This is a genomic window from Streptomyces sp. NPDC058295 (assembly GCF_042880655.1).
Classification (GTDB): domain Bacteria; phylum Actinomycetota; class Actinomycetes; order Streptomycetales; family Streptomycetaceae; genus Streptomyces; species Streptomyces coriariae.
In genome coordinates this window covers 54521-80590 of record NZ_JBHVYO010000040.1, presented here as the reverse complement: position 1 = coordinate 80590, position 26070 = coordinate 54521, and the positions used below count along the sequence as shown (strand labels likewise).

Here is a 26070-nt window from a genome sequence, read left to right as displayed (position 1 = left end):
GCCGAGGGCTGTTCGGGGCGCAACGGGTCTGCGGCGGCAACCGCACCGCACACCGGCCACCGCGGCTACACCGGCTCCAGCCTCCACTGCTGGCAGGTGTTGTTCAGCCAGGACCACTGACGTACGTCGGCGGAGTCCGCGGCGGAGCAGTCGGCGACGTCGGCGACCTTGCCCGTGGACTGGTTGACGATACGGACGTAGCCGCTGTCCGTGGTGAGGAAGCGGAAGCGCTGGCAGGTGTTGTTCAGCCAGGACCACTGACGCAGGTCGGCGCCGTCCGCGGCGGAGCAGTCGGCGGTGTCGAGGACCTTGCCGGTGGCCACGTTGACCAGTCGGCTGGTGTCGTCGCTCTGGTCCTCGATGCGCCAGCGCTGGTTGGTGCCGCCGTTGCAGGTGTACTGCTGGACGTTGGCGCCGTCCGCCGTCGAACTGCCCGCCACCTCGAGGCACTTGCCGCTGTTGCGGTTGGTGATCCGGTAGGTGGTGGCGGTGGCCGAGGGTTCACCGGAGGGGCCGCTGCCGGCCGAGCCCAGCGCCACGGGCGTGCCCAGGTTCGGGGTGCCGTCGGAGTTCCAGGTGAACTTCTGGGCCCGGGTCGTACGGCCGTTGTCGCAGCCGTCCGAGGCGGAGTCGTTGGCGTGGTAGACGATCCAGCTCTCGGTGCCGTCCGGTGAGCTGAAGAAGCCGTTGTGGCCGGGGCCGTAGACGCCCGCGGCATCGCTGCGCTGGAACACCGGCGTGGACTTCTTCGTCCAGGACGATGCCGCGAGCGGATCGGAGCCGGTGAGGGTGAGCCGGCCGAGTTTGTAGTCGGGGGTCCAGCAGCCACTCGCCGAATAGACCAGGAAGGTCTTGCCGCCGCGTTGCAGGATCTCCGGGCCCTCGTTGACCGAACCTCCGGACGTCTCCCAGGAGTTGGTCGGCGTGGAGATGGTCGAGAAGCCGGTGGCCAGGGTGTACGGGTTGGACATCCGGGCCGCCACGAGGTTCTGCGTCCCGCCGCTCGCACTGCCGAACAGGTACAGCTGACCGTTGATGGTGGCGACCGTCGGATCGAGCATCCAGGCCGAGTTGAGCTGGTTCTTGTAGGTGTACGGGCCCGTCGGGTCGGAGCCCGCGCTCTCCAGGACGTGCGTGCGCTGGGTCGGGTTGTAGTCGGTGACGTTCTGCCCGGCGACGTAGTACAGGTACCAGCGGCCGTTCAGGAAGTGGATCTCGGGCGCCCAGATGTTGCAGCACCGCGAAGCGGCGTCCCCGGTCCACACCTGGATGTTCGGCGCGGTGGCGAGTCCCGCGAGGGTCGCGGACTTGCGCATCGTGATGACGTTCGTCCAACTCGTCGTCACGAGGTAGTAGTTGCCGTCGTGGTACGAGATCCAGGGGTCGGCGCCCTTCTGCGCCTTGACCGGGTTGGTGACGGTGGCCGCGCTCGCCGAGGGCTGTCCGATCGCCAGGGCGAGCAGCAGCGCGGCCAGCAGGGTCAGTAGGCGACGGGCCATCCGCTGCTCCAGTTCAGTAGGTTGATGCCGAGCTTGGGAGTGCCGTTGTCGTTGCCGTCGTAGTAGTGGTAGACGATCAGGTCGCCGTCGGTGTCGTGCAGGATCGACTGGCCGCCGGGGCCGATGACGCTGCCGTGCGACTCCAGGACCGCCGTGCCGCCGTTGTTCGTCATCGCGACACCGTTCTTGTCGTAGTACGGCCCGGTGACGGCGGTGGCGCGGCCGACCTTCACCTTGTAGGTGGAGCCGGTGCCGGCGCAGCAGGTGTCGTAGGAGGCGAAGAGGTAGTAGTAGCCGCTTCGCTTCACGATGTAGGGCGCCTCGACGGCCTTGGTCCCGGTGGGGCGGGAGGCGATCGAGCGCCGGGCGGTGTCGGACGCGAGCTGCTTGCCGGTGGCCGGATCGATCCGGATCATCTTGATCCCCGTCCACCAACTCCCGAACGAGAGCCACCACTTGCCGTCGTCGTCCACGAAGAGGTTCGGGTCGATGGCGTTGTAGTCGCTGGACGTGGTGGAGGTGTAGACGGTGCCGTAGTCGGTCCAGGAGCCGGGGAGTCCGGTGCTCGAACCGGCCAGCCCGATCGCGGACTTGTTGGATCCGAAGGTGGAGACGGCGTAGTACATCAGGTACTTGCCGCCCTGGTAGGAGATGTCGGGCGCCCAGGCCTCGGTGGTGCCGTAGGAGGACCACCAGCTCGGCCGGGTGGAGAAGGCGTCACCGCCCGCGCTGAACGCGATGCGGTCGGTGGAGGTGCGGTAGGACAGGCCGCCGCCGGTCGCGTAGAGGAGGTAGCGGCCGGCCGAGGTGCGGATCATCGTCGGGTCGTGCACGACGGTGGAGCCGGTGACCGTGCCGGGGTTGGGGTACGCGGAGGCGGTGGACGGGATCAGGGCGAGCAGGACCGCCGCCGGGACGCCGAGCAGCGCGGCCCTGCGGGACCTGCGGGACCTGCGGAAGGTGTGGGGCGTGTGGGAGGTGTGGGGCGTGTGGGAGGTGCGAGAGGTGCGGCTCATGCGGACGCTCCTTCAGTGGGGATTTCGCCGTCCGTGATATCGAACAACAGTCGCGTCGTCGGACGGGACCGTAGAATCGAACCCCTTGCGCGTCAATGCTCCGCACGCACACCCGAAAGTCTTCGAGAAACGCCACCGCGGATCGCCTCCTCGAAGGGGGCGGCGGCTCTTGTGTCGACACTTGCCCTGCAAATAGCTTGACGGCGCCTCACTTTGCCGAACTGACAGCCTGCCGACAGGAACCGTTTCTACGGTGTCGTGCTCATGACAGACACTCCAGATGCGCGCCCCTCCGTCGCGCGCCGTACCGTACTCGTCGCCTCGGGCGCGACCGCAGCGGCCCTGGCCGTAGGCGCCGCTGCCACGCCCGAGACCCCCACCGCCGACGCGGCCGACACCGCCCCCGTCGCCGCCGCGGCCGTCTGCACTCTCACGAAGGAGATGACCGAAGGCCCCTACTACCTCGACGGACAGTACGTCCGCGCCGACGTCACCGAGGGCAAGGCGGGCATCCCGCTGAAGCTGACCCTCACCGTCGTCGACGACGACACCTGCGTGCCCCTCTCCAACGCCCTCGTGGAGATCTGGCACTGCGACGCCCTCGGCGAGTACTCCGGCTTCGTCGGTAACAACGGCCACAACGAGCCGGACGACGGCACCTTCCTGCGCGGCGGAGTGCTCACCAACTCCAGCGGCGTCGCCGCGATCACCTCGATCTATCCGGGCTGGTACCGGGGCCGCTGCGTCCACATCCACGTCAAGGTGCACACGAACGTCACCCTGACCTCGGACGGCTCCTTCACCGGCGGCCAGGAGATCCACACCGGTCAGCTCTTCTTCAACGAGACGATCACGACGGCCGTCGCGAGGATCTCCCCGTACTCGACCAACACGGTCACCCGGACCACCCTCGCCCAGGACTCCATCTACGACGAGGGAGGCGCCGCCTCGGGCCTGCTGACCCTGACGGCCCTGGGCAGCTCGACGTCCGCCGGGTACGCGGGCACGCTGACGCTCGGGGTCGAGCGCTGACCTCGGCGCCGCACGGTCCGACCCGCACCGCATGACCCGCACCACATGACCCTCTCCTGTTCGACCGGGCGCCACCGGAACACTGGTGGCGTCCGGTCGGCATGTCCGACTCCCTTGTCCTGCAAGTCACTTGACGCATAATAAATTCACTGACCCGTCAGATACTCACGGGAAACTCCCCTATGGTGTCGTGTTCATGACAGACACCTCAAACGCACGCACCCCCATCGCGCGCCGCGCCGTGCTCGCGGCCACCGGCGCCACCGCCGCGGCCCTGGCCGTGGGCGCCGCTGCCACGAACGAGGCCCCCACCGCCGAAACGGCCGACACCGTCCCCATCGCCGCCGCGGCCGTCTGCACCCTCACCCGGGAGATGACCGAAGGTCCCTACTACCTCGACGGACAGTACGTCCGCACCGACATCACCGAGGGCAAGCCGGGCATCCCGCTCAAGCTGACCCTCACCGTCGTCGACGACGACACCTGCGCACCGCTCTCCAACGCCCTCGTGGAGATCTGGCACGCCGACCACCTCGGCGAGTACTCCGGCTTCGTGGGCGCCAACGGCCACACCGAACCGGACGACGGCACGTTCCTGCGCGGGGGCGTGCTGACGAACGCCGGCGGCGTCGCGAACATCACCACGATCTACCCCGGCTGGTACGTGGGCCGCTGCATCCACATCCACATCAAGGTGCACACGAACGTCACCCTGACCCCCGACGGCTCCTTCACCGGCGGCCAGGAACTCCACACCGGCCAGCTCTACTTCAGCGAGACGATCACGACGCGGGTCAGCAGACTCTCCCCGTACTCGGCCAACGGGGTCACCCGGACCACCCTCGCCCGGGACTCCATCTACGACGGTGGAGGCGCCGCGTCCGGCCTGCTGACCCTGACGGCCCTGGGCAGCTCGCCCTCGTCCGGCTACGCGGGAACGCTGACCCTCGGGGTCGAACGCTGACCCGCGCCATCTGACCCGCCTCTCGTCCGCCTGGGCGTCATCGGATGTGCGGTGGCGCCCAGGCGGCATGGAGATCCCCGCGCCCACGTCGGCGAAGACGGGGGCGCGTTCGAGGACCGTCACATCCCAGCCGATCCTGCGCAGTCCGATCGCGGCGGCCGGCCCGCCGATGCCTCCGCCGACGACCACCGCCCCGCGACTGCGACCCATCCCCCACGCCCCCTCTGTCCGCCAGGAGGGCGAGCTTCCGCGCCCACCGGGGGCGGCACCGCGTGGGCCGGGTTCGTGGCCCACGCGGCGAGGTGACCCGAGGGTCGGGACGGGCTCACTTGCCCGGGCACTCCTGCCAGGCCATGTGGTAGATCGTACTGAGGTCGCCGTCGGTCGAGTCCATGGTCATGAAGCTGACCTTGCTCGGCGACGACGTGCCCGCGTTCACCCGGAGCTCGGTGTTGATGTTGAAGTTGCGCTGAACTCCGCAGGGCGCCCACACCAGTTGGGCCCAGTCGGTGGTGTCGGTCGCCTGCCAGCTGTCGTTGAGGGAGCCGCTGAAGTTGTGGTTCTTGAAGACCGTCTGCGACGAGCCCTGGAAGTAGTACGAGGCCCGCTGTACCGCGCTCGCGCCGGACTGGAGCGAGGCGTAGCCGCGGTAGTCCGCCTTGGCGATGGCGTACGTGAAGCCCGAAGGGACGTGGACGATCAGGTTGAGCTGGCAGTTCTTGCGGAACGCCGTGGGGTTGGAGCCTCCGCCGACCTGGGCGAGGTAGTCGCTGTAGGTGACGGTGAAGGCGGTGTTGTCCTCGGAGACGGCGACGGCCGCCGTACCCGCGGGACAGCCGGAGCCGTTCACCGTGGCGACGTCGATGACGATCTTGTCCGGGGGCGGGTTGTCGAACACGGGGGACGAGTTGTGCGCGGGTATCGCCGCGGTGATGAGTGCGGCGACCGCACCGCCCAGGAGCAGCCCACTTGCCATGGTCTCTGTCCTTCGTTCGGATCGGTGGGGGGTGGATGCGCGCCCGGCTCGGCACAGTAACTCTGTGAAGAATCAATGGAGTTGCTGTGAAGAACCGGGGCGATCGCATCGTAGGGAGAGCGGTGGGGCACGCCCAGGCCGAACTCCGGCCATTCACCGCGGCCCGTTCACACCCGGTCGGTCCGGGTCAGGACACGAGGGGTTGTTCCGCAGATTCGGCCAGCTTCACGGTGCACAGGCCGCCGCGCTCGGTCGTCACGTCCACCACCTTCAGCTGGGTGCCCGGCAGCAGGATGAACTCCTCCTCGCCGGTGAACGCGGAGAAGCTGCGGATGCCCACGGCCCGGACGGGCTGCACCTCGAAGAGCGTCCGCCTGCCGCGGCTGCCGAGGAACGCCCGCGCCACGTTGAACTCGGACGTGCACGAGGACACACCCCACCAGGTCACGGTCCGTCCGAGCGGGTACTGCGCACGCAGGTCCAGCGCGACACCGCGCCACAACGACTCCGTACGGGCCGGGAGTTGCGACACCGCCGAGAACAGCAGCCGCAGGTAGGGGAGATAGGGGACGACCTTGGTGCGGTCCGGGGATCGCAGGACGGCGTTGATCTCCCGGTAGAACGCGGACTCGCAGGTGTAGAGGTGGAGCGCGGCGATCGCGTCGGCGGACAGAGCGGCGGCCGCTTCGTCCGCCCGCCGCTTGCCGAACTCGTGCGACCGCTGGACGTGCCGGTCGAGACCGGACAGCAGCGCCGCGACCGGGGAGACCGCATCGCGGAAGTCCACGAGCGGAGTACCGAACACCCCGTCGATCGCGGGGAGGACGAGCCCCTCGTCCCTGACGCTGGAGAGCCGCTCCAGATACAGCTGGTGCAGTTCCATCGTGGAGGCGATGAACGCGCCCATCCGTTCGGCGGTGCCGGCGTCCGTCCCGCCGGCCTCCGCCGTGTCCTTGTCCCAGCCCCTGCTCGGCAGCCAGTCGATCTCGTCGACGCCCAGCGACGCGAGGGCCGCGTTCACCGTGCCGAAGTGCTCGTCGTCGCAGAAGATGTCGCCCTGCGCCGCGGGGTTGCAGTGGTCGAGGTGGCGGACCTCGACGTCCGGGTACTTCTTCTGAAGCCGGAGGACGACCTTCTTCAGACTGCGGGCGTGGGCACCCCACCACGCGAAGACGACGGCCCGGTCCTCGTCGTCCTCGGCGTTCTGCTTCGCCCTGAGTATCTCCTCGACGATCCGCTCGGCGACCGGCCGCCAGAACGCGGTGTGCGGGTCGGCTCCCCGCGGCCCGTCGCTGCCGGCCGTGAGGGCCGCGTTCAGCAGCAGCACACCCTGGGTGAGCATCGCCTGGAACCACTCCGGCGGCTGGACGGTGTCCTGCTTCTTCAGCAGCGCGCGGATGTCGGCGATCGGTGTCTTCTTGGGGATGCCGTACTTCCACATCGCCGCCGCCTTGATGATGCAGCGGATACTGACGACCCTGCCGAACTGGCTGTCCTTCCAGTCGTGGAAGGTGTTGTCGAACATGGCGATGCCCGTGGCGCTCTCCGGCCGCGGGTACGGATTCTGGCCGAAGACGACGACCTTCCACTTGTGCGGCGGGTTGGGCTTGAGCGCCTGGAAGGTCAGTTCACGGACCGGCACGACCTCCGCGCCGCGCCCCTGGCCGATGAACGCGGCCGCGTCCGGCTGCGCCTCGATGACCGGCTTCAGCAGCGGAAGCCACGGCTCACCGCCGCCCTTGAACAGTTCGGCGAGAGCCAGCGGGTCGCTCGCATCGGGCTGGGCGGGAGTGTTGGCGTCGATCATGGCCGGGACGCTAGCAGCGGGGTATGACAACCCTTGCCCCAACTGCGTTGTCAGTGGTGGGCGGTAGCGTCGTGACCAGTGGAAGGGCCGTCTCACACAGGGGAGAGCACCATGACCGTGGACCGCGAACAGGCACCGCTCAGGGTCGTGTTGACCGACATCAACGCGAGCGTGGTGGAGGCCTGGCGGGCGGCGTTCGCCGACACCCCCGGCATCGAGATCCGCAAGGGCTCGATCCTCGACGAGAAGGTCGACGCATGGGTGAGCCCGACCAACTCGCGCGGCCGGATGGACGGCGGGGTGGACGCTGCCATCAAGCGGCACCTCGGAGCCGGGATCCAGCTGCGCGTGCAGCGGGCGATCCGCGACCGGTTCGGGGGAAGGCTCCCGGTGGGCAGCGCGGTGTGCGTTCCGTCCGGGGCGGTCGACCCGAGGTTCCTGATCTCGACGCCGACGATGGAACAGTCCTCGCAGAACGTGAGCGAGACCCTGAACGTGGCCCTGGCCTGCGCCGCCGCGTTCCAGGCGATCCACCGGCAGAACGGGGAGTCGCCCGGCAGCATCGGGTCGGTGGCGCTGGTCGGCATGGGCGCCCACACCGGCCGGGTACCGGCGCGGGTGTGCGCCAACCTGATGTGGACGGGCCACACGTTGTTCCACGACCACCGCTTCGAGGACTACGACGACCTGCGCGCCACGATCGTCGCCCAGCTCGACGACCTCGAGAGCGCGTCGGCCGAACAGCGGGTGCGCATCGCGCCGCCCAGCCCTCGCGCCGCCCGCCGCTGACCGGCGTCCGTCGGCGGGACGCCCTAACTCGCATGGAAACAGCGGTAGTTGACTATGCGGGTACACGCCGAGGTGACGCTCACCGACGACTCGTACACCGCGGCGAGGTCATCCACACCGGTCAGCTCTTCTTCGACCCCGAACCGTGGCCCGCACCTCGTACGAGGTGCGGGCCACGGTCGTCACGCCGGTCCCGGCCGTGTGGCCGTGTCCTAGTAGGTGTAGCTCAGACCCGACTTGTAGGGCGTGAGGGACCGCTGGCCGACGACTCCGCGGTAGGTGTACCAGCCCCACTTCTTGCAGATGGTCTGGTAGCTGAGCGTGTTGTGGGCACCGGCCCCCACCCGGACCCGCGGATAGATGACGTTGTCGCCCCAGTCGCCGCCGGCCGGCCCGCTCGAGTACGCGTCCACCGCCCAGTACACGCCCACGACCGAACCACCCGCCGGACAGTTCCAACTGCCCAGGTTGACCCAGACGTTCCCACCGGTCCACGCGCTCGCGGGAGCCGCGGCGAGACCGACGACACCGGCCGCCATCATCGTCCCCGCGGCCCACAGCCGCGCTCTGCGCACGATCGACCTGCCCATGTGACCCTCCCCTTTCGTGCAGCCGGAGTCGCGGCTTTTCGCCCTTTCGCTCCGGCAGGCCAGGATCGTGTCACGCGGTGAATCGCGCCCGCTCCGGGTTCTTGGAAGCTCGAAAATAGGAGATCCGTACGAAGTGCGCCGGGCGGGGCCCCTGTCGGCCGCCCGGGTTCGGGCGATGCCGTCGGTGGCCGTGACTCACGGGTTCTCCCAGGCCGCCGGTTCCTCGGCGAGCGCCTGGACCGGGTCCGGCAGGGAGTCCGCGGCGATGTCGGCGATCGTGACACCCTCCAGGATCCGCCGCACGTTCGCCCGCAGCGCGATCCAGAGCGGGAGCAGGGGCTGCGCCGAGCCCATGTACGTCAGGCCGGTCGGGCGTTCGCCGCGTACGGACACGATCGGGCCGTCCACCGCCCTGATCACGTCCGCGACCGTGATCGCCGCCGGGTCACGAGCCAGCCGGTAGCCGCCGCCCCCGCCGCGCCGGCTGTCGACGATCCCCCCGCGGCGCAGGTCGCCGAGGATCCCCTCGAGGAACTTGTGCGGAATGTCCTGCACGGCGGCGATCGACTCGGCCTTCACCGGGTCGCCGCCCTGCCGTACGGCGAGCTCCAGTACCGCCCGCACCGCGTAGTCCGCCCGTGCCGAGATCCTCATGGGCCCATTGTGCCGTCAGCCGCCGACCGTCACGGGTCTGGCGCGACCCGGCGCCCGGCGCCGGACCGTTCCTCCCGTGCCCGCAGGACCACCCACGACAGCACCCAGGGGGCTCCCGCCCACTGTGCCCCCGGCGTCTGCCCCCGCGCCCGGACGGACGGCTCATGCGGCCGGGGCGCGGCCGACGAAGGGGTGACCGGAAAAACCGCCGGCCGGACGGGCGCAACCGGCCGGACGGCAGGCGGGCGCGCCCGGGCGGCCGGGCGCCGATCACCCTCGTACGCCCGGCCGCACCCGGCCCACCCGGCCGCTTCCGGTCAGGCCGGCCAGATCACGCGAGCCGGATCACGCGAGCCGGATCACGTTCCACGACAGCGGCTCCAGCGTCGCCGTCAGCGCGCCGTCCGTCAGCGCCGTGCCCTCGGCCGGGTGCGGGGCGACCCGCTCGGGGTCGGCGAGGGTGTTGCGGGCATCCGGGTCGGCGTCCGCGAGCACGCTGTGTTCGACGACCGAGGTCAGGTCGAGGCCGGTCAGCCCGATGTGGAGGGGCAGCGCCTCGGTGCGGCTGCGGTTGACCGCGAACACGGTGACCGTGCCGTCGTCGGCGCGGACGGCGGTGGCGTGCAGGAGGTCCGCCTCGCCGTACTTGGCCGTCACGTACGTCGGTGAGTCCACCCGCACGTCGAGGACCGTGCCCCGGCCGTGCTTCGACGCCTGCGCGAACGGGAAGAACGTCGTCTGCCGCCAGGCCGGGCCGCCCGGCTCGGTGAGGATCGGCGCGATGACGTTGACGAGCTGGGCGAGACAGGCCACCGTCACCCGGTCGGCGTGCCGCAGCAGCGCGATGAGGAGCGAGCCGAAGACGACCGCGTCCATGACGCTGTAGTTGTCCTCCAGCAGACGGGGGGCCTCGGCCCAGTCCCGCGTGGCGGAGTCCTCGATCTCGTGCCACCCCGAGATGTACCAGACGTTCCACTCGTCGAAGGAGAGGTTGATCTTCTTCTTCGACTTGAGCTTCGCGCCCACGTGGTCGCAGGTGGCGACGACGTTCTCGATGAACGACTCCATGTCCACGGCCGAGGCCAGGAAGGAGTCGATGTCGCCGTCCTGCGGCTCGTAGTAGGCGTGCAGGGAGATGTGGTCGACCAGGTCGTACGTCTCCGCGAGGACCGTCGCCTCCCACTCGGCGAAGGTCGGCATGGACTGGCTGGAGGAGCCGCAGGCGACCAGTTCCACGGACGGGTCCATCTGGCGCATGGCGCGAGCGGTCTCGGCGGCGAGACGGCCGTACTCCTCGGCGGTCTTGTGGCCGGTCTGCCAGGGGCCGTCCATCTCGTTGCCCAGGCACCAGACCTTGATGCCGAAGGGGTCCTTGTCACCGTGGTCGGCCCGCAGGTCCGAAAGCGCCGTTCCGGCCGGGTGGTTGGCGTACTCCTGGAGTTCGAGGGCCTCCGCCACGCCCCGCGTGCCGAGGTTGATCGCCATCATCGGCTCGGCCTGCGGGCCGATCTTCCTCAGGAAGGCGATGTACTCGGAGAGCCCGAAGCGGTTCGTCTCCGTCGAGCGCCAGGCGAGGTCCAGACGGCGCGGGCGCTCCTCGGCGGGGCCGACCGAGTCCTCCCACTTGTACCCCGACACGAAGTTGCCGCCGGGGTAGCGGACGGCGGTGACGCCGAGTTCGCGGACCAGTTCCAGGACGTCGGTCCGCAGCCCCGCCTCGTCGGCGGACGGGTGGCCGGGCTCGTAGATACCGGTGTAGACACACCGGCCCAGGTGCTCCACGAAGCTACCGAAGAGGCGGGGGTTGACTTCGCCGATGGTGAAGGCGGGGTCGAGGGTGAGACGTGCGGTGCGCATGAACGCCTTTCGAGGAGGGGGTACCTGTCCGTCGGGGGTCGGGGGTCCGTCTCCGGATCACTGGCCCGCCAGACCGGTGTGGGCCACGCCCCGCACGATCTGGCTCTGGAAGAAGACGAACACGACGATCAGCGGGAGGCCGGCCAGCAGTCCGCCGGCCATGAGCTGGGGCCAGACGATGCCGAAGGCGTTCTGCACGGTGGCGATGCCGTTCGGCATGGTCATCAGGTCGGGGTTGTTGGTCACCATGTAGGGCCACAGGAAGTTGTTCCAGGAAGCGATGAAGGTGAAGATGCCGACCGCCGAGAGGGAGGGCTTCGACAGGGGCAGGACGATCGTGAAAAAGATCCGCCAGCGGCCCGCGCCGTCGATGAAGGCCGCCTCCTCCAGCTCCTTCGGCAGCGACTGGAAGAACTTGTAGAGGATGTAGACCATCGCCGCCGGCGCGCACTGCGGAAGGATCATGCCCCAGTAGGTGTCCACCATGCCGAGCGACTGGACCGTGGTGAAGAGCGGGACGCCGAGGATCGCCGGGGAGAACATCAGGCCCGCCATCGTCAGCGCCATCAGCGCCGACTTGCCGCGGAACTCCGTGCGCGCGAAGCCGTATCCCGCGAGGGAGGCGACCGCGAGGACGATGAAGGTGACGCAGACGGACACGACGACCGAGTTCACGAACCAGTTGGGGATGTTGCCGGCCTCGATCACCGCCTTCCAGGACTCCGCGGTGAAGTCCTGCGGGATCCAGTGCGGGGACGTCACCGACTCGGTGGGGGTCTTGAGGGACGTCGACAGCGCCCAGGCGAGCGGGGCCAGCCAGACCAGGGAGAGGGCCGCCGCCACCAGCGTGAGGGCGATCTGGGCCGGGGTCCAGGTGCCGCGCGGCTTGCGCAGCGCGGGAGTCGGGGGCGTCGGCAGCACGGGGGGCGCGGTCGGCGCGGTGGGCGTGGTCGGCGTCGTCATCGGGTCGCGACCTCCTCGCGGTTGCGCAGCAGCCACATCCGCCCGAGGGCGACGGCCGCGACGATGATGAAGAGGATGAAGGAGATCGCGGAGGCGTAGCCCACGCGGTAGCTGGTGAAGCCCTGTTCGAGGGTGTACTGCACGAAGGTGCGGGTGGATTCCTCCGGTCCCGGTCCGAACTGGTACATCACCACGGCCTGGTCGAAGACCTGGAGCGAGGCGAGGATCTGCAGGGCGAAGACCAGGCCGGTGATGTTGCGCAGGTTGGGCACGGTGATGTGCAGCATCCGCTGGAACGCGTTCGCCCCGTCCAGCTCGGCGGCCTCGTAGAGGTGGTGGGGGATGTTCTGGAGGGCGGCCAGGTAGAGGAGGAAGGAGAAGCCGACCGTCCACCACAGGGTCGCGACGACGACCGCGAGCATCGCCGTGGACTTCTGGGTGAGCCACGGGGTTTCCAGGCCGAGGACGTGGTTGACCATGCCGTTGGTGGGCTGGAACAGCCACCACCACAGGTTGCCGATGACCGCGGAGGGCAGCAGGAAGGGCGCGAAGAAGCACAGCCGCCACAGCCACTTGAAGTGCACGGTGTGGTGGGCGATCAGTGCCATCAGCAGGGCCACGACGACGATCACCGGGACCACGTAGAGCGTGAACTGCACGCTGTGCCAGAGGGAGTCCCAGACCAGGTCGTCCTTCAGGGCCTCGCGGTAGTTGTCGAGGCCGACGAAGGCGGTGTGGTCGCCGGAGATGTTGGCGTCGGTGAAGCTCAGATAGAGCCCGCGGACGACCGGCAGCACGACGAACAGTCCGTAGAGGACGAAGAACGGGGCCACGAACCAGCCGCCGTGCTGGAAGCGGCGGCCCCAGCGGGCGCGGGCGGACTCGGCGGCGACCGCGGTGCGCGGCGGCAGTGTCCCGGCGTGCGCGAGCGTGCTCATGCGCCGGCTCCCTTCAGCTCCTGGGCTGCCGTGCGGCCGTCCATCGGGTTCCTCATCGCCAGCAGCTGCGCCAGCGCGGACTTCATCCGGCGGGCCGCCGCGTCCGGGGTGGCCGAGCCGAGGTTGGAGGCGGCCACGATCGGGCCGACGCGCTGGGCGAGGACGCCGGTGGAGCCGGCGAACCAGATGTGGGGTTCGTTGGCCTGGTGGTCCATGGCGGGGCGTGAGTACTCGCTCTGCGGGGCGAGTTCCAGATAGGCGGGGTCCTTGAAGGTGGGCAGATAGGCCGGGACATGGCCGCCGTTGGCCCAGGTGGTGGCGTGGGTGACCATGTAGGCGGCGAGCCGGTAGGCGCCCTCGTTCGCGTCCCCGCCGCGGTCGGCCTGGTGGGGCAGGACGAAGGAGTGCGACTCGGCGTGGGTGGCCGGGGTGCCGAAGACCGGGGGCAGCGGCTGAGCGCCGTACTCGACCTTCTCGCCGTTGAAGTACGGCACCGACCAGTTGCCCTCCCAGGTGAACGGTGAACCGGCGAGGAACGCCTCGCCGTCGGCCTCGCCGACGGTGACGTAGCCGTCGGTGACGTGCTTGCGGAAGAACTCCAGGACCTGGGTGGCCTTGTCGGTGTCGAAGGTGACGCTCGTGTGGTCGTCGTCGAAGTAGGTGCCGCCGAGCTGCTGGTAGAAGGCGACGAAGAACCACCAGCAGAAGTTCTGGTCGTTGGCGTGCAGGCCGAGCGTCTGCTGCCCCTTCTTCAGCTGCCCCTTGGCCTCCTTCAGGAGGTCGAACCACTCGTCGGTGGAGCCGGCGGCGGGGAGGCGGCCGGCGGTGTCGAGGAGTCCCGCCTTCTCGCAGACGTCCTTGCGGTAGAAGTTCAGCTGGACGTGGATGTCCAGCGGCAGCGCGTACAACTTGCCGTCGACGATGCCGCGTTGCCACAGCACGGGGTTGAAGTCGGCCTCGCGTACGCCGTGCTTGGCGAGGAGGTCCACGTCCCAGGGGTCCAGGAGCCGGCCGGGCGCGAAGCCGGGGATGCGGCCCTGGTGCATGACCCCGAGGTCAGGGGCGCGGTTGCCGGCGGCGGCCATGGCGAGCTTGGTGTAGTAGGGGCCGCCCCAGGCGAGGGTGGAGTCCTTCACGGCGACATCCGGGTGCCCGTCGCGGAAGGCGTCCACCATCGCCACCTGGTTGGCGCCGTCGCCGCCCTGGAAGAGGTTCCAGTAGCGGACCCGGGTGCGGGCCCCGGCGGCGAGCGCGTCGGCCCCCGTACCGAGGGCGGCGAAGCCGAAACTGCCCGCCACCGCCAACCCGCCGGCGGCGGCGAGAAGTTGCCTGCGATTCAGGCCAGGTTGTCCCATACCTTCCCCCTGTCGTTCGGTTGGTTCGACATTTCGAATTCCGCTCGTAACTTCGAACGGGACCGTAAAATCGATGCGCCTGCACGTCAATGGTTTTGACGGGATCTATGACAGCGCTTTCTATCGGCGGGCCCCGACGGCCCCGTGAAGACTTCCCGTGACGTGGGCACAACCGGCCGCGTAGGCTCGAACGGGCTGCCGTACGGCGGTTGAGAAGGGGGAGCGGATGGACATCGCGGGCGCGCGCGGGAGGGCGGCCCGGATCGGCTCGGCGCTGCGGCGCGCGAGAACCGGACCGGCCATGCGCGAGCTGACCGGCGATCTCTCCGCCGCGGTACGGGCCCGCCCCGGCCGGCCGGCCGGTGTGCGGGAGGTGTGCCGGGCGCTGTGCGAGGAGATGTCCGCGCGGCGCGGCGGGCGGCCCGTCGAGGTGCGGTTCGAGCGGTTCCCCGACGAGATCGAGGTGACCGGGCTGTGGGTGGAGTTCCAGGACTTCGACCTGGTCATCGTCGAGGAACGGGCCGAAGACGTGCAGCAACTGGTCATACTCGGACATGAGTTGTGGCATCTGCACGCCGGCCACCGGCACCACCACGGCGTCGGCACGGTGGCTGCGGGCGTGCTGGCCGGCCGGTCCGGCTGGGACTCCCTCGCCCTGACCGTCGCCGCCCGCAACGGCTCCCGGGAGGACGACGAGGCCGAGGCCGACGATTTCGGCCACCGTCTCGCGGCCCGTTTCCGGCGCTATCTGTCCGACTCGGGACCTGCCGCCGCCGGGCCGGGCGGGGAGACGGCCGCGGTCCAGCGGACCCTCGGCTATCGCGGGCGCAGGGGCACCGCGCGGTGAGCCACGGGCTGTACGTCTCCTTCTGGCTGCCCACCGTGGTCCTGGGCGCGGCCCTCGCCATCAAGCTGCCCAGCATCCTCAAGCTCTGGCGGGACCCGCTGCTGCGCGCCGTCGGCGGTCTGCTGGTCTTCGCCTGCGCCGTGTTCGTGTTCGCGGCCCCCAAGACCATCGCCTGGACCAACCGGGTCACCGGCGTGCCGAACATCGCGGCGCCCTGGGTGTACTCGCTGCTCACCGCGCTCTCCGCGTCCTGGCTGCTGCTGATCATCGCCTGGCGCAACGGCCGTACCGAGCGCTCGGCCCAGACCCGGAGGGCGACCCGCTGGGTGGTCTCCGTCTACGCGGGGGTGGTCGTCGCGCTGTGGGTGCTCTTCGCGCTCGCCGACGTCCCCGTGGAACAGATCCGGGACCTGGACACGTACTACGCCAACACGCCCTTCATGCGCGAGGAGATCCTGCTCTACCTGCTCGCGCACACGGTGGCCTGCTCGGTCACCGCCCGGCTGGTCTGGAACTGGAGCCGCACCGAGGGCCTCGACGCCTGGCTGCGCTGGGGACTCCGGTTCCTGGGGGCCGGCTATGTGACGAACCTGCTGTTCAGCGCGGCCAAGCTGACGGCCGTCGGGGCCCGCTGGACCGGGCACGACCTGGACTGGCTGAACACCAACATCGCCCCGTCGGCCGCCTGTATCGCCGCCACCCTGGTCGCGATCGGCTTCATCGTCCCGCACGCCGGGCAGTACCTCCAGGAGCGGTGGCGGATCCGCCGCCGGCACCGGAGTCTGCGGCCCCTGTCCCGGCTGATGCGGAGCGTCACCGGCGCCCGCGAGCCCTTCGACCTGCGCGCCACGCCGGAACTGCGGCTGATCCGGCGCGAGACGTTCATCCGCGACGCGCTGCTCCAGCTCGCCCGGTACCTCGACGACGACCTGCGCGCGCGGTCCTACGACGCGGGTGTCGCCCTCGGTTTCGAGCGCGGCCGGGCGCAGGCCCTCGCCGCCGCCGTGACACTCCTGGACGCGGTCGAGGCCCGGACCCGGGCGCTGCGGCACCCGGAGCCCCCGGAGCCCCTGACCGCCAACTCCACCGCCGCCACCGCCGCCTCCCCCACCACCTCGTCCGACCCGTCCGGGTCCTCCCGTCCGGACACCACCTACCTCCTGCGGGAGATCCAGGCCGTGTCCCGCGTCCTTCGCCACCCCGTCGACATCCAGGCGGTCCGCGCTCACGCGGCCGCCCCGGCAGAGAGCATGTCCACGCATGAGTGAACCCTCCAACCCCGCCAGAACCGCCGTAGTCCTGGGGGGATCCCATGCGGGCATGCTCGCGGCACGCGCCCTGGCCGGCCTCGCCGACCGGGTCGTGGTCGTCGAGCGGGACGTACTGCCCGACGGCCCCGCCCCGCGCAAGGGCCTGCCCCAGGCCCGCCACGCCCACATGCTGTGGTCGGGCGGGGTGCGGGCGGTGGAGGAACTCCTGCCGGGCGTCACCGAGGCCCTCCTGGCCGCCGGGGCGCGCCGGGCGCCGGTCACCACGGACATGGTCGTCATGGGCGCACGGGGCTGGTTCCGGCGGTGGCCCGAGTCGCACCACGTGATCCTGGCCGGCCGCGACCTCCTGGACGCGACGCTCCGGACCCAGGTCCTCGCGGACGACCGGATCGAACTGCTCTCCGGCGTCGAGGTGCTGGGTCTGACGGGCGACGCGGAGGCGGTCACGGGGGTACGGGTGAGAGCGCGGGGCGGCCCGACGCCGGCCGCTGCCGCAGCGCTGGGAGCGGGCGCGGGAGCGGGCGCAGGAGCGGGCGCAGGAGCGGGAGCGGTCGGGGGCGCCCGTCCGGCGACGAGTTCGACCGCAGGCCCGGACCCGGCACCGGCCCCCGGCACGACCACGGGCGCGGGGCCGACCCCGACCCCGGACGGAGACGCGGGCGCGGAGTGGGTGGTTTCCGGCGGGCTGGTGGTCGACGCGACCGGGCGCGGGTCACGGGTCGGGCGGTGGCTGACCGAGCTCGGGCTGCCCGAGGTGGAGCGGCGCGAGGTGGACTCCGGGCTGGCGTACGCCAGTCGTCTCTATCGCGCGCCGGAACAGGCCCGCTCCGGGTATCCGATCGTCAACGTGCAGCCCGACCCGCGTGCCGGGGGGCCGGGGCGGGCGGGGTTCCTGCTGCCCATCGAGGACGGACACTGGATCGCCACCCTCAACGGCACCCGGGGCGGCGAACCCTCCGCCGAGAACGACGACTTCGTACGCTTCGCCCGCGAGGAACTGCGCCACCCGGTCATCGGCGAGCTCCTGGAGCGGGCCGAACCGGTGTCCGACGTGGCGTACACCCGGGCCACCGTCAACCGTCGCCACTTCTACGAGCGGATGCCGGCCTGGCCGGAGAACCTGACCGTGGTCGGCGACGCCCTCGCCGCCTACAACCCGCTCTACGGCCACGGTCTGGCCGTCGCCGCCCAGAGCGCGGTGATCCTGCGGGACGTGGTGCGCCGGCGGGGATGGGGCTCCGCCGGGCTGTCCCGGCGGGTGCAGAAGGCGGTGGCCCGGCCCGTGAGCACCGCGTGGGACCTCGCCGTCGGCCAGGACGTGTTCTGCCCGGGCGCGACCGAGGACGGGCCCACCCTCCGGGACCGGCTCGTCGCCGCGTATGTCGGCCGCCTGATGCTCACGGCCACCGGCAACGGCCGGATCGCCCGCCGGGTGACGGACGTGACGTCGCTGGAGCGGGGGCCCGAGGTACTGCTGGCTCCGTCGGTGCTGCTGGCGGCCGCGATGGGTCCATGGAAACCGGCGCTGACCGGACCGCCGTTGACCGGCGACGAGCGGAAACGGGCGGGGCTGGAGTAGTCCGGGGCGCGGGGCGGACGGGCGGTACGGGGCGGGCGGGCGGCGCCGCGCCGCCTCGTGCCGGGCCGACCGCCCGCCTTCGTCCGTCCGCCGGGCCCGTATTCAGCCCGCGAACGCCGGTTGCGGCAGTCCCTTCCCGGCCCCCGGTATCACCAGCAGCGAGCCGGCGACCGGGTGCGGGGACTCCAGGCCCACCCGGGCGGTGGTGATGTACAGGTCGGTCAGGTCGGCCCCGCCGAACGCGCAGGCCGTGACCCTGGGGGTCGGGAGGGTGAGCACCCGGTCCAGTTCGCCCGCCGGGGTGTAGCGGCGCACCGCTCCCCCGTCCCACAGCGCCACCCACACGCAGCCGTCGGCGTCGACCGTGAGGCCGTCGGGGAAGCCGGCGCCGTCCTCGATCTCGACGAGGGTGCGGCGGTCGCTCAGCCGCCCGTCCGCCGAGTACGCGAAGACGTCGACCCGGCGCGTCGGCGAGTCGATGTAGTACATCAGCGTCCCGTCCGGGCTCCAGCCGGTGCCGTTGCTGACCGCCACGTCGTCGAGGACCGGCTCGGGCGAGCCGTCGCCGGTGACCCGGAACAGGCTGCCGCCGCCCGGGGCCTCGTCGTAGCGCATGGTGCCGGCCCAGAGCGAGCCGTCGGGCGCGACGGCGGCGTCGTTGGCGCGGCGGCCGGGGACCGGATCGTGGTGCAGCCAGCGAAAGCCGCCGTCCGGGTCGAGCAGGCCCACGCCGTCCCGGAGGTTGAGGACCAGGCCGCCCCCGGCGCGCGGCTTGGCCGCGCCCACGTGCTGCTCGGTCGCCCGGACGGTGCGGCGGCCGGTCGAGGGGTCGTAGCCGTGCAGGCGGGAGCCGAGTATGTCCAGCCAGAGCAGCCGGCCGGTGACCGGGTCCCAGGTCGGCCCCTCGCCGAGGACGGCCTCGGCCCGCACGGCCACCTCGTACGACGTCGTCATGCCACGCTCCGGTAGCCCAGCAGCTCGGACAGCTCGGCGGCGCCCTTCGCAGCGAGCTGCTCCAGTTCCACCCGGCGGTCGTCGCTCCAGCGGATCATCGGCACGGAGATGGACAGGGCGGCGACGACCTGGCCCGTGCGGTCGCGCACCGGGGCCGCCACACAGCTGACGTCCGGGTTGGACTCGCGGCTCTCCACCGCGACACCCCGCTCCCGGATCTCCGCCAGGGCCTCGCGCAGGGCACCGGGCTCGGTGATGCTGTTCGGGGTCATCCGGATGAGGTCGGCGTCGTCGGGGATGCGCGCGCTGAGCTCCGGCTCGGAGAGCGAGGCCAGCAGCATCTTGCCGACGGACGTGCAGTGGGCCGGAAGACGACGGCCGGCGGCCGACACCATCCGGACCGCGTGCGTGGAGTCGACCTTGGCGATGTAGATGACGTCCGTGCCCTCCAGGATCGCCACGTGGACCGTCTCGTCACACGTCTCAGCGACGGAGCGCGCGACCTGCTGACCCTCGGCGGCGAGGTCGAGCTGCTCGGCGTAGCGGCTGCCGAGCTGGTACGGACGTACGCCGAGGCGGTAGCGTCCGGGCTGTCCCGGTACGGCCACGATGTACGACCGTGCCGAGAGTGTGGTCACCAATTCGTGCACGGTGGTGCGCGGAAGCTGCAGCTTGCGCACGATATCGGGGGCGGAGAGCGAACCGTCCCCGTCGAGGAAGAGCTCGAGAATGTCGAGAGCTCGGGTCACGGCAGGTACCAGGCGTCCCACAACCGGCCCCCTCCCTTAGTTAGTCGTCTCAGTGCCTGTGTTCGAGATTTCAACAGGCGATCGGCATGACGAACACAGGCTGTCATACGGCGTTGCGCCGGGCAATGGTCGGGAAACGCACAGTGGCCCAGAGCGGGGTGCCGGGTGGGCCAGGATGGAGGGCATGCCGACCCAGAAACGCCTCACCGGATCGTTCACGGCGTTCGATTTCCAACAGGTCCTGCTGCGCCGCATGGCCGATCACAACCCTGACCTGGTGGAGAACGCCCGCCATGCGCTGGGCGTCTCCCTCGCACAGATGCGGGAGGCCAACAAGCGTTGGCAGGCGATGCTCCACTCCCCGCACGCCCGGGGCTCGCTGGCCCGTTACCGCTCGGTCCTCGGCGAACCGGAGACCCGGGCGCCCCGCCGCGTCGGGGACCTCGACTGCGAGGCCTGGCTCTGGCCGCTGCCCCTCTGGCCCGACCTGCGCTTCGAGGTGCTCCTCGCGCCGAACGGCGGCGTCTGGAACGAGTGGCTGGTCCGCGCCCCGGGAGCCCCGCCGCCCCGCCTGACGAGCCTCGACGACCTCACCCCCTGGTCCTGCACGGTCGACGAGGTCGCGCTCGCCTTCGCCCCGGCCCGCCCGCTGGAGGGCACCGCCCCCACCCGCTGGGGGCTGGCCTTCACGGCTCCGGACGACTGGGGCGTACGACGCGAGGTCGTCGCCGAGTTCACCTGGGGACTGCTGCAACGGACGGGGATCCGGGAGTAGCGGCGGGCCCGTGGTGACGCGGGGGCGGTCAGGGGGTGGCGGCCGCCGCCAGGATCGCCGCCACGACGGTCGGCACCGACTCCGGGTGCAGGAACAGGAACAGGTTCGGCTCGACCAGTTCCAGCTCCATCACGCGCGGTTCCCCGTCGTCGCCGTCCACGAGGTCGACCCGGGCGTAGAGCAGCTCCGGCGCGTCCGGTACGGCGGCCAGGGCGCGTTCGGCGACGGCGAGCTCGGCCGGGGTCGGGATCCAGGGCTCCAGGCCGGGGTGGGCGACCTTGTCCGCGTCGAAGGCCGTGCCCGGGGCCAGTACGGCCCGCTTGCGGCTGGCGTGCAGCAGGCGCCCGCCGAAGAACTGAAGGGCGCGCTCCCCGCCGGTGTCGATGCTGCGCATGTACGGCTGCACCATCGCCGTCAGCCCTTCGGCGTGCATCCGCGCGAGGTGCCGTACGGCCGCCTCGTGCTGGTCGGGCGTGTAGCGGGCGGCGTATCGGGCGCCGGCGCCGGAGGTGGGCTTGACGACGTACTCGTGGTCGACCGGCAGCCCCGCGGGGGCGTCGGCGTCACCCGGGGCGAGATAGCGGGTGGGGACCGTGGGCACGCCGGCCGCCGCGAGCTCCCCGATGTACCGCTTGTCGGTGTTCCAGCGCACGACGGAGGCCGGATTGGCCAGCCGCGTCAGCTTGGCGCACCGTTCCGCCCAGGCGGTGAACTCGGTGGCACGCCAGCTGTAGTCCCAGGTCGAGCGGATGACCGCGAGGTCGTAGGAGGCCCAGTCGGCGTCGGCGTCGTCCCAGCACACGACGTCCGCCTCGGCACCGGCCGCCGCCAGCGCCGACCGCAGCCCGGGAAGGTCGCGGTCCTTGCTCGGCTCCGGCCGGGGGTCGTAGGTGACGAGGGCGACTCGGGGCACGGCGGGACTCCGTTCTCGTACATCCGTACAGCCGCACGTCGGTATTCGTACGTCTGTGTAGTACCTCCGCAGGTTAACGGCCGTCCCCGCGACCGGGACAACCCGTTTGACCTTCCCCCTCGGGGAAGCCCCAGCATCGGTGGCGGGAACACGAAAGCGGCGGCGACGGGGAGACCGGCATGGGCATACGGACGCTGACGATCGGCGCCTTCGCGCGGGCCAGTCGGCTGTCACCGAAGGCACTGCGTCTGTACGACGAGCTGGACCTGCTGCGGCCCGCCCGGGTCGACCCGGACACCGGCTACCGCCACTACGCGGTGGAGCAGCTGGAGCAGGCCCGGCTCGTGGCGTGGCTGCGACGTCTCGGCATGCCGCTGGCCCGGATCCGTGAGATCCGCGCCCTCGACGATCCGGCGGCCGCCGCCCGGGAGATCCGCGCGTACTGGGCGCGGATCGAGGCGGAGACGGCCGCGCGACGGGATCTCGCCGCGTTCCTCGTGGACCACCTCTCGGACACCGCACGAAGGGACACCGCCATGCTCGAACTGCGTTACTCCGCCCACTCCGACCGGGGCCTGGTCCGGCCCGCCAACCAGGACACCGCCTACGCGGGCGCCCGGCTGCTCGCCGTCGCCGACGGGTTCGGGACGGGCGGCGGGCCCGCGAGCAGCGCCGCCGTCGAGGCGCTGAGGTTCCTCGACACCGAGGAGGCACCGGCGGGCGGGGTGCTCAACCTGCTGGAGGACGCGGTGCGGGGCGCGAGCGACGCCGTGCGGGACGTGTCCGGCGGCACCGCCGAGACCGGCACCACACTGACCGCGCTGCTGTGGACGGGATCGCGCCTGGCCCTCGTCCACATCGGGGACTCCCGCGCCTACCTGCTGCGTGACGGCGGCCTGTGCCGCATCACGCACGACCACACGGTCGTCCAGTCTCTGCTCGACGAGGGCCGGCTGACCCCCGAGGAGGCCCTGAGCCATCCCCAGCCCGCCCTGCTCCTGAAGGCCCTGTCCGGCGGCAGCCACGGCACCCCCGACCTCCGTCTGCACGACGCCCGCCCCGGCGACCGCTACCTCCTGTGCTCCGACGGTCTCTCGACCGTCGTCCCCGACGACGACATCCGCGCGCTCCTCGGCACGACCCCGGCCCCGGACGCCGCCGTGCACGCGCTGGTGAGCGCCGCGAACGGCGCCGGCGGGCCGGACAACGTCAGTTGTGTCGTCGCGGACGTGGTGGAGGCGGCGGCCTGACAGGTGAGGGCCGGGCGCGTGGGGTATGAACGGATCTGTCGTGTCCCGCAGCCAGTCAAGGAGCCCGTTCCGTGTCCTCTCTCTTCCCGGCCCTGACGGACGACCCGTCCGGGCGCCCCGCCCTGCGGTTCGGCGAGCGTTCCCTGACGTACGCGCAGCTCGCCGCGGCGGCCGGTGCCGTCGGTGCGCGGGTGCGGGAGGAGGGGAGGGTCGCCGTGTGGGCGACCCCGGCGCTGGAGACCGCCGTCGCGGTGGTGGGCGCGCTGCTCGCCGGGGTGGCCGCCGTGCCGCTGAACCCGAAGTCGGGCGACAAGGAGCTTGGACACATCCTGGGCGACAGCGCGCCGCGGGCGGTTCTGGCGGCCCCCGGCGACGAACTGCCCGACGCGCTGCGGGAGCTGGTACGGATCGATGTCGAGGTGGACGCCCGCGCCGACGCGGACGTGCAGGGTGCGGGCGCGCCCGTGGCGCCGGTGGGTGACGAGGATCCCGCCCTCGTCGTCTACACCTCCGGCACCACCGGGCCGCCCAAGGGCGCGGTGATCCCGCGTCGCGCGATCGCCACGACCCTGGACGCGCTCGCCGACGCCTGGCAGTGGACCGGGGACGACGTCCTCGTGCACGGGTTGCCGCTGTTCCATGTGCACGGGCTGGTGCTGGGGATCCTCGGGCCGCTGCGGCGCGGCGGGTCGGTACGGCATCTCGGGAGGTTCGGCACGGAGGGCGTGACGCGGGAGCTGAGCACCGGGGCGAGCATGCTCTTCGGGGTGCCGACGATGTACCACCGCATCGCCGAGGCGCTGCCCGGCGACCCCGCACTGGCCAAGGCGCTCGCCGGAGCGCGGCTGCTGGTGTCCGGTTCGGCCGCGCTGCCCGTGCACGACCACGAGCGGATCGCGGCGGCGACCGGGCGGCGGGTGATCGAGCGGTACGGGATGACGGAGACACTGATGAACACCAGTGTCCGGGCGGACGGGGAGGCGCGGGCGGGGACCGTCGGGGTGCCCCTGCCCGGCGTGGAGCTGCGGCTGGTGGACGAGGACGGGTCGGCCGTCGAGGCGTACGACGGGGAGAGCGTCGGGGAGATCCAGGTGCGCGGGCCGAACCTGTTCACCGAGTACCTCAACCGGCCCGACGCGACGGCCGCCGCCTTCACCTCCGACGGCTGGTTCCGCACGGGTGATGTGGCCGTGCGCGACCCCGACGGCTATGTCCGGATCGTCGGGCGCAAGGCGACCGACCTCATCAAGAGCGGCGGGTACAAGATCGGGGCCGGTGAGATCGAGAACGCGCTGCTGGAGCATCCGGGGGTGCGCGAGGCCGCCGTCACCGGGGAGCCGGACGCGGACCTCGGGGAGCGGATCGTCGCGTGGGTCGTGCCGACGGATCCCGAAGCCCTGCCGACCGAGAGCGAGTTGGCCGACCACGTGGCCCGTCGGCTGGCCCCGCACAAGCGGCCCCGCGTGGTGCGCTATCTCGACGCGCTGCCCCGCAACGACATGGGGAAGATCATGAAGCGGGCGCTGCCGTCATGACGACGCGGCGGGCGAGCGCGCGCGAGGTCGTCGCCCTGGTCGCCGACGACTTCACCCGGTTCCCCGACCCGCCCGGCGGGGAGCGGGCCTCCGCTCCCGACGGGCCCCTCGGCTGGCCCGGCTACGACGCCTCGCGCGAGCGCGCCGCCCGGCGTACCGGTGAGTCGGAGTCCGTCGTCTGCGGCACGGCGAGCGTCGGGGGCACCCGGGCCGTGCTGATCGCCTTCGAGTTCGGCTTCCTGGGCGGATCGCTGGGCGAGCGCACCGGTGACCGGCTGGAGGCGGCGTACACGTACGCCCGTGAACACCGGCTGCCGGTCGTGCCGTTGGTCGCCACGGGCGGCAGCCGGATGCAGGAGGGCATGCTCGCGCTCACCCAACTCCAGCGGGTGGCGCGGCAGTCGGCGCTCACCCGGGAGGCCGGGCTGCCGCAGATCGCGGTCCTGCGGGACCCGACCACCGGCGGCGGCTGGGCCACCCTGGGCGCGGGCGCCGACGTGGTGCTCGCGCTGCCGGACGCCCAGGTCGGCTTCGCGGGCTCACGGGTCCGGCCGCCCGACGCCGACCCGGCCGCCTACACGGCCCAGGCGCAGGTCGCGGCCGGAGCGGCGGACGCGGTGGTGCCCCCGGCGGAGCTACGGGAGGTACTGGGCCGATGGCTGCGTCTCCTGACCGACGGAACACCGTCAGCGCACCATCCGGCCGGGACCCCCGGCACCCCCGGCGAGCCATGCCCGGCACGGGAGACGACGGCCCCCGGGACGGGCCCCCGAGCGAAGCCACATCCCGAGGCCGCGGCAGTACCGCCCGGGACCCACGGCACCCCCGGCGGGCCGGCCGCCGCCGAAACAAGCGCCGCACCCGGCACGGGCAACCGCCCGGCCGAACCCCCGTCGGAGCCACGTCGCGAGGCCGCAGCACGGCCGGCCGAGCATCAAGGCACCCCCGGCGGGCCGGCCGCCGACGAGACCGGCCCCGGCCCCGGGGTGGGCGGTTCCGTGACCGGGCCTCCCCCGGGGTCGCTTCGGGAGCCCGCTCCCGTTCCCGTCGCTCTCGGTGTCGCGGAGCTGCCTCGTACCGGGTGGGAGGCGGTCCGGCGGGCTCGGGCGGCGGAACGGCCGCGCGCCGGGGCCTACTTGGACGCCTACTTCAGCCATCGGCTCGCGATCTCCGGGGACCGGTGCGGCGGGGTCGACCCGGACGGGATGCTGTGCGGCTTCGGCGTCCACCGGGGCCGTACGGTCGGCTACGCGGCCCAGACCGGGGCGGCCACCCGGCCCGCCGGGTACCGCACGGCCGCCCGGTTGATCCGCCTCGCGGACCGGCTCGGCATCCCGGTGCTGACGCTGGTGGACACCCCGGGCGCGGCCAACGACGCCGAGGCCGAACGGCAGGGGGCCGGGGCGGCGATCGCGGAGCTGTTCGGCGTGGTCGCCACCGCCCGTACGCCGATCACCACGCTCGTCATCGGCGAGGGCGGTTCCGGCGGCGCGCTGGCCCTGGCCGCGCCCGGCCGCACCTGGGCCACCCCGGACAGCTACTTCTCCGTCATCGCACCGGAGTCGGCGGCGGCGATCCTCAAGCGGTCCCCGCGGGAGGTCGAGGCGACGGCCGATCAACTCCGGATCCGGCCACAGGACTTGGTGGAGCTGGGGGTGATCCGGATCACGGAGGCGCGCTGAACACAGGACAATCTCCAGTACCGTCCGTGACAATGGATGCGCGCAGAGCCGCAGGACTACATGAGTGAGGGGTTA

23 protein-coding genes are annotated in these 26070 nt (G+C 71.6%); 10 read left to right on the top strand and 13 right to left on the bottom strand.

Going from position 1 to position 26070, the window contains the following annotated elements; translation table 11 throughout:
• Positions 1–65: 65 nt before the first annotated feature.
• Complete coding sequence (locus ACFVYS_RS33285) at positions 66–1499, bottom strand: family 43 glycosylhydrolase (RefSeq protein WP_389508160.1); 1434 nt, start codon at positions 1497–1499, stop codon at positions 66–68.
• Positions 1481–2515 (bottom strand): arabinan endo-1,5-alpha-L-arabinosidase, encoded by a 1035-nt coding sequence (locus tag ACFVYS_RS33280; RefSeq protein ID WP_389508158.1) that lies wholly within the window; start codon positions 2513–2515, stop codon positions 1481–1483. The genes ACFVYS_RS33285 and ACFVYS_RS33280 overlap by 19 nt, the downstream gene beginning before the upstream one ends.
• 264 nt (positions 2516–2779) lie before the next feature.
• On the opposite strand from ACFVYS_RS33280, the gene ACFVYS_RS33275 reads away from it, so the two are divergent.
• Both ACFVYS_RS33275 and ACFVYS_RS33270 read left to right on the top strand, forming a co-directional pair.
• Entirely contained in the window at positions 2780–3547 is a 768-nt protein-coding gene (locus ACFVYS_RS33275; protein ID WP_389508156.1) for an intradiol ring-cleavage dioxygenase, read from the top strand.
• Positions 3548–3743: 196 nt separating this feature from the next.
• Positions 3744–4511, top strand: a complete 768-nt coding sequence (locus tag ACFVYS_RS33270; protein ID WP_389508155.1) for an intradiol ring-cleavage dioxygenase — start codon at positions 3744–3746, stop codon at positions 4509–4511.
• 325 nt (positions 4512–4836) lie between these two features.
• On the opposite strand, the gene ACFVYS_RS33265 is transcribed toward ACFVYS_RS33270, so the two are convergent.
• Both ACFVYS_RS33265 and ACFVYS_RS33260 read right to left on the bottom strand, forming a co-directional pair.
• Complete coding sequence (locus ACFVYS_RS33265; protein WP_389508153.1) at positions 4837–5487, bottom strand: DUF4360 domain-containing protein; 651 nt, start codon at positions 5485–5487, stop codon at positions 4837–4839.
• Between the two features lie 187 nt (positions 5488–5674).
• Positions 5675–7294 (bottom strand): ADP-ribosyltransferase domain-containing protein, encoded by a 1620-nt coding sequence (locus ACFVYS_RS33260; protein ID WP_389508152.1) that lies wholly within the window; start codon positions 7292–7294, stop codon positions 5675–5677.
• 111 nt (positions 7295–7405) lie between these two features.
• Between ACFVYS_RS33260 and ACFVYS_RS33255 the strand changes: the two genes are divergently transcribed.
• Positions 7406–8083 (top strand): macro domain-containing protein, encoded by a 678-nt coding sequence (locus tag ACFVYS_RS33255; RefSeq protein WP_389508150.1) that lies wholly within the window; start codon positions 7406–7408, stop codon positions 8081–8083.
• A gap of 212 nt (positions 8084–8295) precedes the next feature.
• On the opposite strand, the gene ACFVYS_RS33250 is transcribed toward ACFVYS_RS33255, so the two are convergent.
• The 6 genes from ACFVYS_RS33250 to ACFVYS_RS33225 form a co-directional block, all read right to left on the bottom strand.
• Positions 8296–8673, bottom strand: coding sequence for a hypothetical protein (locus ACFVYS_RS33250; protein WP_389508148.1), 378 nt, complete (start codon positions 8671–8673; stop codon positions 8296–8298).
• Positions 8674–8868: 195 nt separating this feature from the next.
• The gene (locus ACFVYS_RS33245; RefSeq protein ID WP_389508146.1) at positions 8869–9327 is read right to left on the bottom strand and encodes an RrF2 family transcriptional regulator; all 459 of its coding nucleotides are present in this window, start codon (positions 9325–9327) and stop codon (positions 8869–8871) included.
• A 345-nt stretch (positions 9328–9672) separates the two neighbouring features.
• Positions 9673–11184 (bottom strand): alpha-N-arabinofuranosidase, encoded by a 1512-nt coding sequence (locus ACFVYS_RS33240; RefSeq protein ID WP_389508144.1) that lies wholly within the window; start codon positions 11182–11184, stop codon positions 9673–9675.
• Between the two features lie 57 nt (positions 11185–11241).
• Positions 11242–12147 (bottom strand): carbohydrate ABC transporter permease, encoded by a 906-nt coding sequence (locus tag ACFVYS_RS33235; RefSeq protein WP_389508142.1) that lies wholly within the window; start codon positions 12145–12147, stop codon positions 11242–11244.
• Complete coding sequence (locus ACFVYS_RS33230) at positions 12144–13085, bottom strand: carbohydrate ABC transporter permease (RefSeq protein ID WP_389508140.1); 942 nt, start codon at positions 13083–13085, stop codon at positions 12144–12146. Before ACFVYS_RS33230 ends, ACFVYS_RS33235 begins: the two co-directional genes overlap by 4 nt.
• Positions 13082–14440: an extracellular solute-binding protein gene (locus ACFVYS_RS33225; protein ID WP_389508138.1), complete on the bottom strand. Its 1359-nt coding sequence runs from the start codon at positions 14438–14440 to the stop codon at positions 13082–13084. The genes ACFVYS_RS33230 and ACFVYS_RS33225 overlap by 4 nt, the downstream gene beginning before the upstream one ends.
• Before the next feature lie 226 nt (positions 14441–14666).
• On the opposite strand from ACFVYS_RS33225, the gene ACFVYS_RS33220 reads away from it, so the two are divergent.
• The 3 genes from ACFVYS_RS33220 to ACFVYS_RS33210 are packed head-to-tail and all read left to right on the top strand — an operon-like array spanning position 14667 to position 18137.
• Complete coding sequence (locus ACFVYS_RS33220; protein WP_389508137.1) at positions 14667–15287, top strand: toxin-antitoxin system, toxin component family protein; 621 nt, start codon at positions 14667–14669, stop codon at positions 15285–15287.
• Entirely contained in the window at positions 15284–16555 is a 1272-nt protein-coding gene (locus tag ACFVYS_RS33215) for an MAB_1171c family putative transporter (protein WP_389508135.1), read from the top strand. The genes ACFVYS_RS33220 and ACFVYS_RS33215 overlap by 4 nt, the downstream gene beginning before the upstream one ends.
• Positions 16556–16607: 52 nt before the next feature.
• On the top strand, positions 16608–18137 hold the full coding sequence (locus tag ACFVYS_RS33210) for a pyridine nucleotide-disulfide oxidoreductase (protein ID WP_389508133.1): 1530 nt from the start codon (positions 16608–16610) through the stop codon (positions 18135–18137).
• Positions 18138–18239: 102 nt separating this feature from the next.
• Here the strand turns inward: ACFVYS_RS33210 and ACFVYS_RS33205 are convergent, their stop codons facing one another.
• Both ACFVYS_RS33205 and ACFVYS_RS33200 read right to left on the bottom strand, forming a co-directional pair.
• Positions 18240–19091: an SMP-30/gluconolactonase/LRE family protein gene (locus ACFVYS_RS33205; protein WP_389508131.1), complete on the bottom strand. Its 852-nt coding sequence runs from the start codon at positions 19089–19091 to the stop codon at positions 18240–18242.
• Positions 19088–19861: an IclR family transcriptional regulator gene (locus ACFVYS_RS33200; RefSeq protein WP_389508129.1), complete on the bottom strand. Its 774-nt coding sequence runs from the start codon at positions 19859–19861 to the stop codon at positions 19088–19090. Before ACFVYS_RS33200 ends, ACFVYS_RS33205 begins: the two co-directional genes overlap by 4 nt.
• 163 nt (positions 19862–20024) lie before the next feature.
• Here ACFVYS_RS33200 and ACFVYS_RS33195 point away from each other — a divergent pair, with 163 nt between their 5' ends.
• Positions 20025–20615, top strand: coding sequence for a hypothetical protein (locus ACFVYS_RS33195; RefSeq protein ID WP_389508127.1), 591 nt, complete (start codon positions 20025–20027; stop codon positions 20613–20615).
• Positions 20616–20643: 28 nt separating this feature from the next.
• On the opposite strand, the gene ACFVYS_RS33190 is transcribed toward ACFVYS_RS33195, so the two are convergent.
• A complete protein-coding gene (locus ACFVYS_RS33190; RefSeq protein WP_389508125.1) occupies positions 20644–21528 on the bottom strand; it encodes a RimK family alpha-L-glutamate ligase in 885 nt (294 codons plus the stop codon).
• A 185-nt stretch (positions 21529–21713) separates the two neighbouring features.
• Here ACFVYS_RS33190 and ACFVYS_RS33185 point away from each other — a divergent pair, with 185 nt between their 5' ends.
• From ACFVYS_RS33185 to ACFVYS_RS33175, 3 genes are all read left to right on the top strand, one after another.
• Entirely contained in the window at positions 21714–22778 is a 1065-nt protein-coding gene (locus ACFVYS_RS33185) for a MerR family transcriptional regulator (protein ID WP_389508168.1), read from the top strand.
• Positions 22779–22849: 71 nt separating this feature from the next.
• Positions 22850–24313, top strand: a complete 1464-nt coding sequence (locus ACFVYS_RS33180) for an acyl-CoA synthetase (RefSeq protein ID WP_389508123.1) — start codon at positions 22850–22852, stop codon at positions 24311–24313.
• Positions 24310–25995, top strand: a complete 1686-nt coding sequence (locus ACFVYS_RS33175) for a carboxyl transferase domain-containing protein (RefSeq protein WP_389508121.1) — start codon at positions 24310–24312, stop codon at positions 25993–25995. Before ACFVYS_RS33180 ends, ACFVYS_RS33175 begins: the two co-directional genes overlap by 4 nt.
• Positions 25996–26070 lie beyond the last annotated feature (75 nt).

Coding starts and splice junctions, on each gene's coding strand:
- ACFVYS_RS33240 (WP_389508144.1), bottom strand. CDS start 11,184: ATGCGCACCGCACGTCTCACCCTCGACCCCGCCTTCACCATCGGCGAA.
- ACFVYS_RS33285 (WP_389508160.1), bottom strand. CDS start 1,499: ATGGCCCGTCGCCTACTGACCCTGCTGGCCGCGCTGCTGCTCGCCCTG.
- ACFVYS_RS33280 (WP_389508158.1), bottom strand. CDS start 2,515: ATGAGCCGCACCTCTCGCACCTCCCACACGCCCCACACCTCCCACACG.
- ACFVYS_RS33270 (WP_389508155.1), top strand. CDS start 3,744: ATGACAGACACCTCAAACGCACGCACCCCCATCGCGCGCCGCGCCGTG.
- ACFVYS_RS33245 (WP_389508146.1), bottom strand. CDS start 9,327: ATGAGGATCTCGGCACGGGCGGACTACGCGGTGCGGGCGGTACTGGAG.
- ACFVYS_RS33260 (WP_389508152.1), bottom strand. CDS start 7,294: ATGATCGACGCCAACACTCCCGCCCAGCCCGATGCGAGCGACCCGCTG.
- ACFVYS_RS33275 (WP_389508156.1), top strand. CDS start 2,780: ATGACAGACACTCCAGATGCGCGCCCCTCCGTCGCGCGCCGTACCGTA.
- ACFVYS_RS33175 (WP_389508121.1), top strand. CDS start 24,310: ATGACGACGCGGCGGGCGAGCGCGCGCGAGGTCGTCGCCCTGGTCGCC.
- ACFVYS_RS33225 (WP_389508138.1), bottom strand. CDS start 14,440: ATGGGACAACCTGGCCTGAATCGCAGGCAACTTCTCGCCGCCGCCGGC.
- ACFVYS_RS33205 (WP_389508131.1), bottom strand. CDS start 19,091: ATGACGACGTCGTACGAGGTGGCCGTGCGGGCCGAGGCCGTCCTCGGC.
- ACFVYS_RS33235 (WP_389508142.1), bottom strand. CDS start 12,147: ATGACGACGCCGACCACGCCCACCGCGCCGACCGCGCCCCCCGTGCTG.
- ACFVYS_RS33255 (WP_389508150.1), top strand. CDS start 7,406: ATGACCGTGGACCGCGAACAGGCACCGCTCAGGGTCGTGTTGACCGAC.
- ACFVYS_RS33250 (WP_389508148.1), bottom strand. CDS start 8,673: ATGGGCAGGTCGATCGTGCGCAGAGCGCGGCTGTGGGCCGCGGGGACG.
- ACFVYS_RS33220 (WP_389508137.1), top strand. CDS start 14,667: ATGGACATCGCGGGCGCGCGCGGGAGGGCGGCCCGGATCGGCTCGGCG.
- ACFVYS_RS33210 (WP_389508133.1), top strand. CDS start 16,608: ATGCTCGCGGCACGCGCCCTGGCCGGCCTCGCCGACCGGGTCGTGGTC.
- ACFVYS_RS33230 (WP_389508140.1), bottom strand. CDS start 13,085: ATGAGCACGCTCGCGCACGCCGGGACACTGCCGCCGCGCACCGCGGTC.
- ACFVYS_RS33265 (WP_389508153.1), bottom strand. CDS start 5,487: ATGGCAAGTGGGCTGCTCCTGGGCGGTGCGGTCGCCGCACTCATCACC.
- ACFVYS_RS33195 (WP_389508127.1), top strand. CDS start 20,025: ATGCCGACCCAGAAACGCCTCACCGGATCGTTCACGGCGTTCGATTTC.